Source organism: Azorhizophilus paspali (assembly GCF_043587585.2).
Lineage (GTDB): Bacteria > Pseudomonadota > Gammaproteobacteria > Pseudomonadales > Pseudomonadaceae > Azotobacter > Azotobacter paspali.
Genome location: NZ_CP171449.1, coordinates 4,637,607 through 4,651,599, shown reverse-complemented (window position 1 = coordinate 4,651,599; position 13,993 = coordinate 4,637,607). Strand labels below are relative to the sequence as shown.

Annotated in this window: 13 protein-coding genes; 12 read left to right on the top strand and 1 reads right to left on the bottom strand. The window is 62.5% G+C overall.

The features are described 5' to 3' along the window. Nucleotides 1-908: 908 nt before the first annotated feature. The 12 genes from ACGI6K_RS22510 (at nt 909) to ACGI6K_RS22455 (ending at nt 12,469) form a co-directional block, all read left to right on the top strand. On the top strand, nt 909-2,081 hold the full coding sequence (locus tag ACGI6K_RS22510; protein ID WP_376947659.1) for a Re/Si-specific NAD(P)(+) transhydrogenase subunit alpha: 1,173 nt from the start codon (nt 909-911) through the stop codon (nt 2,079-2,081). Nucleotides 2,082-2,091: 10 nt separating this feature from the next. After that, nucleotides 2,092-2,400, top strand: coding sequence for an NAD(P) transhydrogenase subunit alpha (locus tag ACGI6K_RS22505; RefSeq protein ID WP_012698875.1), 309 nt, complete (start codon nt 2,092-2,094; stop codon nt 2,398-2,400). 2 nt (nt 2,401-2,402) lie between these two features. Continuing rightward, nucleotides 2,403-3,836 (top strand): NAD(P)(+) transhydrogenase (Re/Si-specific) subunit beta, encoded by a 1,434-nt coding sequence (locus ACGI6K_RS22500; RefSeq protein ID WP_376947661.1) that lies wholly within the window; start codon nt 2,403-2,405, stop codon nt 3,834-3,836. A gap of 138 nt (nt 3,837-3,974) precedes the next feature. Then, nucleotides 3,975-4,292, top strand: coding sequence for a DUF2388 domain-containing protein (locus ACGI6K_RS22495; RefSeq protein WP_376947663.1), 318 nt, complete (start codon nt 3,975-3,977; stop codon nt 4,290-4,292). A 216-nt stretch (nt 4,293-4,508) separates the two neighbouring features. Continuing rightward, entirely contained in the window at nt 4,509-4,823 is a 315-nt protein-coding gene (locus ACGI6K_RS22490; protein WP_376947665.1) for a DUF2388 domain-containing protein, read from the top strand. Next, nucleotides 4,820-6,814, top strand: coding sequence for an Lnb N-terminal periplasmic domain-containing protein (locus ACGI6K_RS22485; protein WP_376947667.1), 1,995 nt, complete (start codon nt 4,820-4,822; stop codon nt 6,812-6,814). Before ACGI6K_RS22490 ends, ACGI6K_RS22485 begins: the two co-directional genes overlap by 4 nt. A gap of 30 nt (nt 6,815-6,844) precedes the next feature. Then, nucleotides 6,845-7,270: an OsmC family protein gene (locus ACGI6K_RS22480; protein ID WP_376947669.1), complete on the top strand. Its 426-nt coding sequence runs from the start codon at nt 6,845-6,847 to the stop codon at nt 7,268-7,270. A 176-nt stretch (nt 7,271-7,446) separates the two neighbouring features. Further along, nucleotides 7,447-8,349: an AEC family transporter gene (locus ACGI6K_RS22475; protein ID WP_376947671.1), complete on the top strand. Its 903-nt coding sequence runs from the start codon at nt 7,447-7,449 to the stop codon at nt 8,347-8,349. 167 nt (nt 8,350-8,516) lie between these two features. Further along, the gene (locus ACGI6K_RS22470) at nt 8,517-10,223 is read left to right on the top strand and encodes a Na/Pi cotransporter family protein (RefSeq protein WP_376947673.1); all 1,707 of its coding nucleotides are present in this window, start codon (nt 8,517-8,519) and stop codon (nt 10,221-10,223) included. Nucleotides 10,224-10,322: 99 nt separating this feature from the next. Further along, a complete protein-coding gene (locus tag ACGI6K_RS22465) occupies nt 10,323-11,336 on the top strand; it encodes a DUF5924 family protein (protein WP_376947675.1) in 1,014 nt (337 codons plus the stop codon). A 147-nt stretch (nt 11,337-11,483) separates the two neighbouring features. Next, nucleotides 11,484-11,981 carry an acyl-CoA thioesterase gene (locus ACGI6K_RS22460; protein ID WP_376947677.1) on the top strand — a complete coding sequence of 166 codons (498 nt, stop codon included), beginning with the start codon at nt 11,484-11,486 and terminating at the stop codon, nt 11,979-11,981. An 80-nt stretch (nt 11,982-12,061) separates the two neighbouring features. After that, nucleotides 12,062-12,469, top strand: coding sequence for a DUF3301 domain-containing protein (locus ACGI6K_RS22455; RefSeq protein ID WP_376947679.1), 408 nt, complete (start codon nt 12,062-12,064; stop codon nt 12,467-12,469). 219 nt (nt 12,470-12,688) lie between these two features. On the opposite strand, the gene ACGI6K_RS22450 is transcribed toward ACGI6K_RS22455, so the two are convergent. Continuing rightward, entirely contained in the window at nt 12,689-13,663 is a 975-nt protein-coding gene (locus ACGI6K_RS22450) for a CobW family GTP-binding protein (RefSeq protein ID WP_376947755.1), read from the bottom strand. Nucleotides 13,664-13,993: the final 330 nt, after the last annotated feature.

The following is a 13,993-nucleotide window of genomic DNA, read 5'->3' as shown; positions in this document are numbered from 1 at the left end:
AAACGGAACGTCAACACTTAATTCAAACTTTTTATAAACACGACGCAAGGCCCCCTCATACGGGTGATGGATGGGTAATTCGGTACTTCATATGTTCCTGGCTGCCAGCGAAACGGACACAAATAAACAAAGACAGCGCCCTAGCCGAAGCAATATGTACCCAGTCACGAACCAGAGCACTCCACACTGCCGCAAGGTAGCGATCTGCTCGCAATCAAGATCCAGAACTTCTTCCTGGCTTGAACGTTCCCGCTTCGCTCTCCGCACGCTAGGTCAGACTCATTCCCCCGATGGTCTGGAGCCTGAAACAGGATGAAGGCCAGTTGGGCTAAGACCGGTGATGGAGCGCAGACCAAGTCTGCGGATCAGTTGCTGGCCTCCTGGACGTCTTAAATCGACTGTGTAGGAGCGCTTGCCGCGAACCGAAAGAAAGAAGGTGGGTCGCTTCGGAAGTTTCCACCTTCACTCTGGGCATCATCGAGAAAGGGTAACGCCAGTGGCGAGCATCGCCCCATGCCAGGACGCTTGACCCTCCTACGCTCTTGGCGCCAAAGCCCGGCGAGCGCCGTGGATAACCCGATTGCACAGATCAAGGAAAGTGACCGGACACGGCCCTACAAAGAGATAGATCGTCAAAGCCAGCTACAGGAGGGCATGCAACTGCGCGTCTACCCACTCTGATAGAGTGGGTATTTTAGACTAAAGTAGGATGTGCTGTTTTCTACACGGAATGAAGCAGCTTCCCAGGTTCATCCGCGTCTCAAGCGACAGAGACGTGCAGCTCTGTCGAATCGGATGTCCCGGCAGTCCGCTTCCAGTCTAGGACACCAATGTTTCGCTATGGCCGAACAAGACTCCGTCGAGTTTTGGCCCAGGGAAGAGTTACGAAATCAAACAAGGAGAAAAACGTGCATATTGGCGTTCCACTAGAGACCCTCATCGGGGAAACAAGGGTTGCCGCGACACCGGAGACCGTGAAGAAGCTGGTCAGCCAGGGTCACGCTGTCACCGTACAAAGCAGCGCTGGTCTCAATGCCAGCCTTCTGGACAGTGCATTCGAAGCGGCTGGCGCCAGGATCGGCGACGCAGCGACGGCTTTCGGCGCCGACATCGTGCTCAAGGTCGTGGCTCCCACCCCGGCGGAATTGGCCCAGATGAGAGCTGGCACAGTGCTGATCGGCATGCTCAACCCGTTCGACGATGGCAACATCGTACGCATGGCCGACAGCGGCATCACCGCCTTCGCACTGGAGGCGGCACCACGTACCTCGCGGGCACAAAGCCTCGACGTGTTGTCCTCACAGGCCAACATTGCCGGCTACAAGGCCGTCATCCTCGCAGCCAATCACTACCCACGTTTCATGCCGATGCTGATGACCGCCGCTGGCACGGTGAAAGCCGCTCGCGTGCTGATCCTCGGCGCCGGCGTCGCCGGTCTGCAGGCAATCGCCACGGCTAAGCGCCTGGGCGCCGTGATCGAGGCCTCCGACGTACGCCCAGCGGTGAAGGAGCAAATCGAGTCCCTCGGCGCCAAGTTTGTCGATGTCGCCTTCGAAACCGAAGAAGAACGCCAATGTGCCGAAGGCGTGGGCGGCTATGCCCGGCCGATGCCGGCATCTTGGATGGAGCGCCAGGCCAAGGCGGTACATGAACGCGCCAAGCAGGCTGACATCGTCATCACCACTGCGCTGATTCCCGGCCGCAAGGCACCGACCCTGCTGCACGAAGCCACCGTACAGGAAATGAAGCCGGGCTCGGTGGTCGTCGATCTCGCCGCCGCACAGGGCGGCAATTGTCCGTTGACGGTACCCGACGAGGTGGTGGTCCGCCATGGCGTGACCATCATCGGTCACAGCAACCTGCCGGCCCTGGTAGCGGCCGACGCCTCTGCACTCTACGCGCGTAATCTGCTGGATTTCCTCAAGCTGGTGGTCGACAAGGAAGGCCACCTCCACCTCGATCTGGAAGACGACATCGTCAAGGCCTGCCTGATGTGCGAGGGCGGCCGGGTCGTGCGGAACAATGGCGGAGCCTCCGGCCCGTCGACCACCCCCGTGCAGGCAACGAAAGAAAACGCATAAGGACAAAGACATGGACCTGATTTCCGACGGGCTCTACAACCTGATCATCTTCGTGCTGGCGATCTATGTCGGCTACCACGTGGTGTGGAACGTCACGCCCGCCCTGCACACACCGCTGATGGCAGTGACCAACGCCATATCGGCGATTGTCATTGTCGGCGCCATGCTCGCCGCAGCGCTCACCGAAACCGGCCTGGGCAAGCTGATGGGTACCCTCGCCGTGGCCTTGGCGGCCGTCAACGTGTTCGGTGGCTTCTTGGTCACCCGGCGCATGCTGGAAATGTTCAAGAAGAAAACGGCGAAGGCGGAGGCCAAATAAGAATGAGCATGAACCAGATCACCCTCCTTTATTTGATCGCATCGGTGTGCTTCATCCAGGCACTGAAGGGGCTTTCGCATCCGACCAGTTCCCAGCGCGGCAACCTGTTCGGCATGGCCGGCATGGCCATCGCCGTGCTCACCACGCTGGCTTTGGTGTTCAAGCTGAATGCCGAAGTCGCCGGCAGCGGCATCGTCTTCATCATTCTCGGCCTGTTGCTCGGCGGTAGCGTCGGCACCCTGATGGCCAAGCGCGTCGAAATGACCAAGATGCCCGAGCTGGTCGCCTTCATGCACAGCATGATCGGTCTGGCCGCGGTGTTCATCGCCATCGCCGCCGTGCTGGAGCCGCAGTCGCTGGGCATTGTACAGAACATAGATGCCCCGATTCCGACCGGCAATCGTCTGGAGCTGTTCCTCGGCGCAGCGATCGGCGCCATCACCTTCTCCGGATCGGTGATTGCTTTCGGCAAGTTGTCGGGCAAGTACAAGTTCCGCCTGTTCCAGGGCGCTCCGGTGCGGTTCCAGGGCCAGCATCTGATCAACCTGTTGGCCGGCCTGCTGATCCTCGCCTTTGGCCTGACCTTCACCCTCAACGGCAGTACCGCAGCCTTTGCCCTGCTGTTGCTGCTGTCTTTCGCCATCGGTGTGCTACTGATCATTCCCATCGGCGGCGCGGACATGCCGGTAGTGGTGTCGATGCTCAACAGCTACTCGGGTTGGGCCGCAGCCGGCATCGGCTTCTCACTGAACAACTCGATGCTGATCGTCGCCGGTTCGCTGGTCGGCTCGAGTGGCGCGATCCTCTCCTACATCATGTGCAAGGCCATGAACCGGTCATTCGTCAACGTGCTGCTCGGAGGCTTCGGCGCCGACGCCTCCGCCAGCACTGAAACCGCCCAGGAACAGCGCAGCGTCAAGTCCGGCTCGGCGGACGATGCGACCTTCCTGCTGTCCAACGCCGACAGCGTGATCATCGTTCCCGGCTACGGTCTGGCGGTGGCCCGCGCCCAGCATGCGTTGAAGGAGCTAGCGGAAAAGCTCACCGAGCATGGCGTTGACGTGAAGTTCGCCATCCACCCGGTTGCCGGCCGCATGCCTGGGCACATGAACGTGCTGCTGGCCGAGGCCGAACTACCTTACGAACAGGTCTACGAGATGGAGAACATCAACTCCGAGTTCGGCCAGACCGACGTGGTGCTGGTGCTGGGCGCCAACGATGTGGTCAACCCGGCGGCGAAGAACGATCCCAAGTCGCCGATCGCCGGCATGCCGATTTTGGAGGCCTTCAAGGCCAGGACCGTCATCGTCAACAAACGCTCGATGGCCAGCGGCTATGCGGGTCTCGACAACGAACTATTCTACTTGGACAAAACCATGATGGTGTTCGGTGACGCCAAGAAGGTGCTCGAAGACATGGTCAAGGCGGTGGCATGATTTATCGCTTGGGAAGTGGGCGGAACGCTCGTGCCAAAACACAATGAAGTGACTCGCCACGGCCTTTTTATTAGGCTGTGACAACAGGGTGCGGCTACGGCCGCACCCTGTTGTCCTCTCATTAAAGGAGTGTTTTGCATGTCCCGCCTGCTCTTGTTGGTCGCTACCGCCCTGCTCGCTACTACCACCAGCACCGTGGCCAGCAGCCTCCTCGCCACCACCGATACGATCGGCAACGCGCTGGCCAACTCCAGCGAATCGACCAGCGATCTCACCTCCGACGATGATGACGACAAAATAGTATTGGAAGCCCGCGACGACGCCGCCAGCTTCGTCGCCAGCGAAGGCGCCATTCGCAGCGCACATCTGGAAGCCGCCTTGCAGCATATCCGTCAGCAGAACCCGCAGCTCAAAGCCAGCGATCGACAACTAGCCGAGGCAATCCTCGCCTTCTGAGCCGAAGCCCCCGTCACAGCCGGTACGGCGCGTGGCCGCTCATTCTCGACACGGAATCCCACTCATCCCGGAATACTGGTTCGGCAGAGTGGATTCCGCTACTTTTTCGCCTCGCGACTGCCGGCTGTCAACCTAGTATGTTCACTGCCATCCCATAGGCATAGCCCCGAACTCCCTGTTCATCGAAACACCCTCTGCCGTAACCGAGATACCCACATGCGTCACACTCTGCTCGCCATCGCCCTGCTGCTGCTCAGCACCATTACCCAGGCTCGAAGCCTGGAGCAAACCAGCAACATCGTGGTACGCTCCCTCGACCGCTCCATCGATTTCACTTCCGACACCACCACTTCGATTCGCGACATGAAGGTGGTGATCGACGCCCGCGACGACGCCGCCAGCTTCGTCGCCAGCGACGGCGCGATCCGCGGCGCACAACTGGAAGCCGCTCTCGGTGCGATTCGCGAGCGTCTGCCGGAAGCCCGTGAAGCCAGCGACCTGGCTTTGGCCGAAGCCATCCTGGCCCGGTGACCAGAGGTCACGCCTGGCTGCTCGCTGCAGTCCTGCTGCAGGCCAGCGCCGGCCTGCATGCCGAGCTGCGCCTCGTCCTGCATGCCGAAGGGCTGAGCGAGAGCGAGCGACAGGCCAGCCGGGCCCTGCTCGATGAAGCCCAGGCCGCCTTGCCGCCCCGCCTGCGCGAGCAATTGGATCGGCGCGTGGAAGTACGCTGGAGCAGTCGCCTGCCGGAAAACGGCTATGGCCGCGCCAGCCGCCCGGATCGCCTCGAACTCAGCGCCATCCTGTTGCCGGGCCTGGCCGATGGCTCGGCGGCCGCCGCACGAACCGGCCGCCCCCATGGCACGATGCGCCGCGAACTGCTGGCCACCGTGCTGCATGAGTTGACTCACCTCTACGACCGCAGCCGTGCCTGGTCGACGGAAGACAGGCTGCTGATGAACCGCTGCCGCCAGCAAGCCGATAGCCTTGGTCCGATTGGCCTTGCCGAGCACTGCCGTGGCCAGACTGCGCGCCGTTTTACGCTTTCCGACGATCCGCGTCTGCTCGATCTGGCCGGCTGGCAGCAGGCCGTCGGCCGCCGCGGCGAACGCGAGCGCGATAACGGCCAGGTGGCGCGCAGCCCGGACCTTTATGAACTGAGCAATCCCCGCGAATTCGTCGCGGTGAACATCGAGTACTTCCTGCTCGACCCGGCCTATGCCTGCCGGCGTCCGTCGCTATACCGCTATTTCAGGGAACACTTCGACTGGGCTCCGGCGACACACGCCGAATGCCCGCCAACCTATCCCTACCTCAATGCCAGCCGCGACTTCGCCCGCCGGCCCCTCGGCCAGCTCGATCCCGAACGGGTCTACGAAGTCGACTACCTGTTCGCCGAAGCCAATGACAACTGGGCCAGCCGCTGGGGACACAGCATGCTGCGCCTGGTGATCTGCGCCCCCGGACGGCCGCGCGGACCGGCCTGCCGGCTGGATCTAGACCATCACCTAGTGCTGTCCTACCGGGCCTTCGTCGGCGATGTGCAGCTCTCCAGTTGGGCCGGGCTCACCGGCAGCTATCCTTCGCGCCTGTTCATCCTGCCGCTCGACCAGGTGATCGACGAATACACCAAGGTCGAGCTGCGCAATCTGACCTCGGTGCCGCTCAGGCTCAGCGACGAGGAGCGCCGCTCGCTGGTCGAACGCGCCGTCGAACAGCACTGGAGCTATGACGGCGACTATTGGTTCCTGTCCAACAACTGCGCGGTGGAGACCCTCAAGCTGCTGCGCGCCGGTACCGCCCGCAGCGAACTGGAGAGTCTCGACAGCATCATGCCCAACGGCCTGCTCGAGCTGCTGGTCGGGCGCGGCCTGGCCGACCGTAGCCGGCTGGACGACCCGCAGGAGGCGTTACGCCTGGGCTACCGCTTCGACTCCTTCCGCGAACGTTACCAGGCGATGTTCGCGATCCTGCGTCAGCGCCTGAGCGTTCCCCAGGAAAGCGTCGAGAACTGGCTCGCACTGCCCGCTGACGAGCGTCGCCCCTGGTTCGCCCGCACCGATCTGCGCGCCAGCGCCGCCCTGCTGCTGCTCGAGCAGGCAGCTATGCGTCGTCAGTTGCTGCTCGCCCAGGAAGAACTCAAGCAGCGTTACCTGAGCGGCCGCCAGGAAGATCGCCGCAGCCCTGAGCTGGCCAAGGCCAGTGCCACCCTGGACAAGATCCTCGCCAACAGTGGCTTTCTGAGCCGCCCTGCGGAGCTGCTCGACGGCGGCTACGGTCTGCCACAAGCCGGCGAGTGGGCCCACCTCGAACAACAGAGCACTGCCCGTCAACAGAACCTGCGCCAACTCAACGACGACCTCGACCAGGAACTGCGCACGCTGTTGCCAGCGCAGCGCCTGACCGAACTACAGGGCGTCGAAACCAATCTCCACCAGCTCGGCGACCATCTGCGCGCGCTGCACAAGGCAGCCGACGGCCTGCAACTGCCCGGCAGCGAACTTGTCCGTCCCGCTCCCCTCTGATGAGAACACTCACGCGACAGAGGACACCCCATGAAAAGAACAGGATCGGCCGTCTGGCAAGGCAAGCTGAAGGAAGGCAAAGGTAGCGTCAGTACCCAGAGCGGCGTGCTCAAGGAGCAGCCCTACGGCTTCAACACCCGCTTCGAGGACCAGCCCGGTACCAACCCCGAGGAGTTGATCGGTGCGGCCCATGCCGGCTGCTTCTCCATGGCGCTGGCCAAACTGTTGGGCGATGCGGGCCTGACTCCGGAACGGCTGGAAACCCGGGCCGACGTCACTCTGGAAAAACAGGGTGAGGGCTTCGCCATCACCGTCATCGACTTGACCCTCAAGGCCCGGGTGCCGGGCGCCACGCCAGAGCGGTTTAATGAAATCGCCAATCAGGCGAAAGCAGGTTGCCCGGTTTCCAAACTGCTCAATGCGCAAATCAACCTGAAAGCCACCCTGGAAGGCTAAAACCGCAAACGGCCTTGCCCACATCCGGGCATCCCGAACAGGAATGTACTGTGGTCAAGGCCTTCACCTTCAGACGTCAAGCTTCTCCCTGCGGATTGGTCCGTGCATGCCAAGCGCTTGCCTCACGGCACAGCCCCTGCCCAAGATGACAGCTCCTGGGAATCGTGGGGATACTCATGCCCGCTCTGCTGCTGGCCCTCTGGCCGTTATTCGCGCTGATCGTTGGCGGCCACCTGTTGCGCCGCCAGAACTTCCTCGCTGAAGACTTCTGGCCCGGAGCCGAACGGCTGAACTACTTCATCCTGTTTCCCGCCTTGCTGTTCCACAGCCTCGCCGAGGCACCGCTGGACAACCCAGCCCTACCGCGCCTGAGTGCGGCCGTGCTGCTGGGGCTTATGCTGGCCTGGGCCGCCCTGCAGTTGGGACGGCGACTGTACGGCTGGCCCGCCGCACGCTTCGGTGCCCTCGCCCAAGGCCTGCTGCGCTTCAATACTTACCTAGGACTAGCCGTGATCGGCAGCCTGTTCGGTCCTTCGGGCCTAGCCCTGGCCGCGCTGATGCTGGCGCTGCTGGTACCGGCGGTGAACCTGCTGTCGGTCTGGGCACTGAGGAGCGAACCCGGACTCAATGTGCGCCTGCTTCTGCCGATCTTGCGGAATCCGCTGATTCTCGCCTGCCTGGCCGGAGCACTGATCAACCTGACGGAACTGCCCCTGCCCACTGGCAGCGACCGCCTGCTGTCCCTGCTCGCCGCCGCCAGCCTACCGCTCGGCCTGCTCTGCGTCGGCGCCGCTCTACAACCGCGGGAGCTCGCCGGCGAGTTGCCGACCCTGGCCTGGAACTGCGTCCTGCGCCTGCTCGCCATGCCGCTACTGGCCTGGATCTTGACCCGCCTGCTCGCCCTGCCGGTGCAGGAAAGCACTGTACTGATACTGTTCTTCGCCCTGCCCACCGCTCCCAGCGCTTACGTGCTGACCCGCCAGTTGGGCGGTGACGGCCACCTGATGGCCGGTCTCATCACCTTGCAGACTCTGCTGGCTGCCGCCAGCCTGCCACTGGTGTTGACACTGCTACGCTGAGACGTAAGGACACCAAGCATCCGTTCCCATCGCTTCCCCTTTTGGTAAAGCAGAACTCCTTTGTTACAGAAATGTGATATGAATCAAAAAAGCGCCTCGGGCGTGTTCATCGTTCGGGCTGAACACGCTGGCGCCCTTCATCGTCCTAGTCGCTCAGGGGGCCCGGCATGCTAACGCTGCTTCACCTGCTGTCAGCCATCGCCCTACTGGTGTGGGGCACACATATCGTTCGTACCGGCATCCTGCGCGTCTATGGCCTGCAACTGCGCCAGTTGCTTAGCCACAGCATGCGCCGGCCATCCCTGGCTTTCCTCACCGGCATGGGCGTCACCGCACTGGTGCAAAGCAGCAACGCCACCGCCATGCTGGCCAGTGCCTTCGTCGCCGAGGGGCTGATGGCGCTAACTCCGGCACTGGCGGCCATGCTGGGTGCGGATGTCGGCACGGCCTTGATGGCACGGGTGCTGACCCTGGATCTATCCTGGCTGTCGCCGCTGCTGCTGCTGTGCGGCATCAGCCTGTTCCTCGCCCAGAAGAGGAGCCGTGCCGGCCAGCTCGGCCGGGTAGCGATCGGCCTCGGCCTGATCATGCTCGCCCTCGAACTGATCGTCGTGGCCAGCGAACCCATCACCCATGCCCAAGGGCTGGGCCTGTTGTTCGCCTCGCTAACCGGCGACCCGCTGCTGGCCGCGATGATCGGCGCCCTGTTCGCCATGCTCACCTATTCCAGCCTGGCCACGGTGCTGCTCACCGCCACCCTGGCCGGTGCCGGACCGATCGACTTGCCACAGGCCATCGGCTTGGTGATCGGCGCCAACATCGGCAGCGGCATGCTCGCCTACCTAAATAGCAGCCTGCATGCCGCTGCCGGCCGACGGGTCGCTCTCGGCAACCTGCTGTACAAGCTGCTCGGACTACTAGTGCTACCGCTGCTCGATCCGCTGACGGCCTGGATGCGAACGCTGCCGCTCAGCCTGCAGGACCAAGTGATCGGCTTCCATCTGGCCTACAATAGCCTGCGCTGCCTACTACTACTGCCCAGCGTCGCGCCGATGGCGCACCTGTGCACCCGGCTGTTACCGGAACGGATAACGGAAAGAAACGGTACGGCCCAGCCGCGCTATCTCGATCTGGAGGCCTTGCCGACGCCGACCCTGGCGCTGGCCAATGCGGTACGCGAAACCCTGCGCATCGGCGATCTGGTCGAGCAGATGCTCGATCATCTACAGGATGTGCTGCTAGGACATCGGGTCGAGGCGGGCCGCGAGATCCGCCGCCTCGAAGACGAGCTGGACAGGCTCTACGGAGCGGTGAAGCTGTACCTGGTCAAGTTGCCACGTCAGTCGCTAGGCGACGCGGAAGACCGCCGCTGGGCGGAGATCATCGAACTGGCGGTCAATCTGCGCCAAGCCGGCTACATCCTCGCCAAGATGCAGCACAGGGCCGAGCGGCGCAGCGTCACCCGTCCCGATCAGGAAGAGCTGACGGAGCTGCATGGCGAACTTCTGGCCAATCTGCGCCTGGGATTGAGCGTGTTCCTTTCCGGCGACTCGCGCAGCGCGCGCCAACTGCTACGCCAGAAGCGCCGTTTCCGCGCCCTGGAGCGCAATCTGGCGCACGCCCATGTCGATCGCCTGCATCGCCAGCCCCTGCACAGCACCGAAGTCGGCTCGGCCCATCTGGAGTTGCTGGAAGACATGAAGCGCCTCAATTCGCTGTTCTGCTGCAGCGCCTATGTGGTGCTGGAGGCCGAGGCCCAGAACACCGACTGCCCGGACGAAAGACCCGGACACGGCCGACAGGACGACGAACTGCGCCGTCTATTGACCGACGATGCGGCAAATAGACCGGCGGGAGGTTCGGCGACGGGCTGAGAGCGGAGTATGCCAGCCGGTCGCCGCAGGCGGCCAAAAGGGCATGATTCATGCATTTCTTACCGCTAGAATTGTCCTCCCTGTTCCGATGATGTCGTCATGCAGTTCTGGAAAATCCGTCTCCAGCCGCTGATCGCCCTGGCCAGCCGCTATCCCCGCTTGCTCGCCCTGTTCGGCTTCGCATCCGGCCTCGCCAGCTTCTTCCTGGTCGAACGCAAGGAGAGTCTGGCCAGCATCATCGCCGTCGTAATGCTGGTGAGCTGGACCTGGCTGTTGCTGGAAAACCTGCTGACCCGCAGCCTGAGCCGCTGGCTCGGACTGGAACTGCCCCCGCCGCTGCTGCGCTACGCGACGCAGATGGTTCACCAGGAAAGCCTATTCTTCGTCCTGCCCTTCTTCTTCACCACTACCACCTGGAACAGCGGCCAGGCCGCCTTCACCCTCCTGCTCGGTCTGGCTGCACTGGTATCGATCACCGACCCGCTGTACTACCGCTGGCTGGCACCGCGGCGCTGGGCATTCATGGCCTTCCATTGCCTGACCCTGTTCGCCGTGCTGCTCACCACCTTGCCACTGATCTACCACTTGGCGACGCCGCAAAGCTACCGGCTAGCCCTGGCCTGCACTATGCTGCTGGCTTTCCCCAGCCTGCTCGGCGCATTGAACGGGCAGAGCTGGCGGCGTCGACTGCTGTTGATCAGCCTGCTTGCCGCCCTCGGTGGTGCCGGCTGGTGGGCTCGTACCTGGGTGCCACCGGCCACCCTATGGTTGAACACAGTGGCGGTGACTCAGGAAATCGACGGACGCACCCGTAAGCCCGGCGCCAACCTCAAGCGCATCGAACTTGCCCGCTTGCAGGCCGGGGGCCTCTATGCCTACACCGCGATCCACGCCCCGCGTGGGCTGAACGAACGCATCTACCATATCTGGCGGCATGCCGGCCGGGAAGTGGACCGCGTCTCTCTGGAAATCTGGGGCGGCCGCCAAGAAGGCTATCGTGCCTGGAGTCACAAGCGGCATTTTCCCGCGGACAGCCTAGGTCGCTGGGAGGTTCGCGTGCAAACCGAGGCCGGCCAGTTGATCGGCGTGCTGCGCTTTTGGGTCGATGAATAGAACGGCGACATTCTAGAACGATGGTTCCAGACGCTTGGGCGGTATATTTTATCCGTGCATGGCAATTAGCTGCAGGCAAATCCGCTCAATTCGGTTATCGTTGCGGCATTACGTCTCACCCAACATTAGGCTACGAGGAGGCCTCTGATGGAATATGGTAACGCCCAGTTGACAATGACCGTGCTGATGACGCCGGACATGGCCAACTTCTCCGGCAACGTGCATGGCGGTACGTTGCTCAAGCTGCTCGATGAGGTAGCTTACGCCTGTGCCAGCCGTTATGCCGGCAGCTATGCGGTAACGCTCTCGGTGGACCAGGTGATCTTTCGCCAGCCGGTCCACGTCGGTGAGTTGGTAACCTTCCTCGCCTCGGTCAACTATACTGGCAGCACATCCATGGAAATCGGCATCCGGGTCGTCACCGAGAACATCCGTGAACGCACCGTACGCCACACCAATAGTAGTTTCTTCACCATGGTGGCCCTCGATGAAAATCGCAAGCCCACTCATGTGCCGCCGCTACAGCCCACCACGGAACAGGAAATACGTCGCTACGAACAAGCCAAGCGACGTCGCGAGTTGCGCCAGGAACTGGAAGCGCGCTACAGGGAGATCAAGAACAAGGCGGCTTTGGCTTCCTCTTAACTCGAACGACGAATGCACAGGCGTCGACCGGCCGATCGACTAAGCTGGGCTCGACGTCACAGGTAAAACAACAATAAATCATGTTGACTCTCGCCAACCTGTCCATTCTGTTGCTGCTGGCCGGCATTGGTGCCTGGCTGTGGCATACCCACGGTCTGCGTGAGCGGGCCCTGGCCGCAGTCAGGCAACACTGCGCGAAAGCAGGTGTCGACTTGCTCGACGACAACGTCGCTCTGCGCCGTTTCGGCCTGCACCCCGATGCCCGCAACCATCGACGCATGGCCCGCATCTACGATTTTGAATTCACCGTCAACGGCGAACAGCGCTATAACGGCAGCATTGTCATGTTTGGCCGCCATGTCGCCCGCATCGAACTGGGTGCCCATCTTTTTCCCGCGCCACTGCCCCCCTCTCGCCAGTCCGCCGAAGTGATCCAGCTCGACCAATGGCGCCGCGAACATCCTTCGCACAAGCAGCACCATTACTGATACCCCATACAGTGCCTGGCTGCTCCACTCCAGCCCTTGTGCGGTAAAAATCGGCTTCACCACAACCCTCTCCGGACCGTACTGGCACGAACCGACACCGACTGCTTGGCAGCACATGAGCCATGATGCCAGGACTCGGGCACACCAGAGCATGTCACCGGAACAGATGCCGAAAGAAAAATGTGCCCGCAGGAGTGGAGCGGGATTCCGGGCCAGCCTTCAACTGGGCAGACGACAGGCTTCCATTGCGGCCTTGAGCGCTTTCTCGTCCTGCGCTTCGGAGAAAATCAACTCGAGCCGCGAATCCTTGCGCCATTCGCTGGGCTGCCAGCGGATCGGCTGGCGATCCAGCGCGTTGCCGGACAGCCAGCCGTCCTCGGTATGCAGAACCAGCTTGGCACGCCGCCAATGCAGACCGGACAGCCAATGCCGGATGCGTGTCAGCGCGAAACGTTGACTAGTATGCCAACGCCAGCCGATGCTCCAGCCCTCGGCCTGCGCCTGGCTGACACAGATCGGAAGCCGCGGATCTAGCCAGACCTCTCCCAGCGCCGCAGCCGCAGCCGGCAATTCAGCACCCGGAAGCCCGACGCCCTCGTCCATGCGGACGGCCAGCTCCGGTAACAGCTCCAGAGGCAACGCTCCCTGGCTGGTCCAGTACAACGGACGCTGCGGCAACCTTTCTGCCAATTGCGCACGGGCCGCCCCATCCAGCGACTCCGCCTTGTTCAGGACCAACAGCCCGGCCATGGCCAACATCTCCGCCTGGGTCGACGGCAGTGCCGCACCGGCAGCCAAGTCGGCAGCATCCAAAACCAGCACAGCAGGCTGCAGTGCCAGCACTTCAAGCCAAGGAGGGGCCATGAGCCGATCCCACAGCCCTACCGGATGACCGAGTCCAGAAGGTTCGATCAGCAGGCGGTCGGGACGGGCCTTGCGCAGCAGCCGCGCTAGAGCAACCTGAAAGGGGACACCGTTGACACAGCAGAGGCAGCCACCGGCGACTTCGGCGAAAGTGACGCCCTCTGTGCCACTATCCAGCAGGGCGGCATCCAGGCCGATCCGGCCGAATTCGTTGATCAGCACCGCCCAGCGCTCGGTGGCCGGCTTCTGTGCCAGCAACTGGCGGATCAGGCTGGTCTTGCCCGCCCCGAGGAGGCCGGAGATCAGGTGGGTGGGAATGTTCTTCAGCATTGGCGGCATGGTGAGGCTTTTTGCGCGGAGCGGGAAGCCCATCGCGGCAGAAAGCTCGGAGGAGACAAGTTGGCATGTCATGTTAGGCGTTGGGAGTCCTCTCGCTGAAACTCTCCATGCGCCCGCTATTCCTGTCGCTAGCCTTGCCCAGCCAACAGGTGGAGATGAACTTCAACGAGCACTGTCCCGAAGGCAGCTTCGACATCTGCTACCAACCCCGAATCGAGGGCATCCCTTACCAGCAGGGTATCCACGACTATGGCGCCGCCCAACGATACCCGTTATCTCGAACCCTCCTGCGAGAATCTCAGCGACGGCCGCCGGACCTTC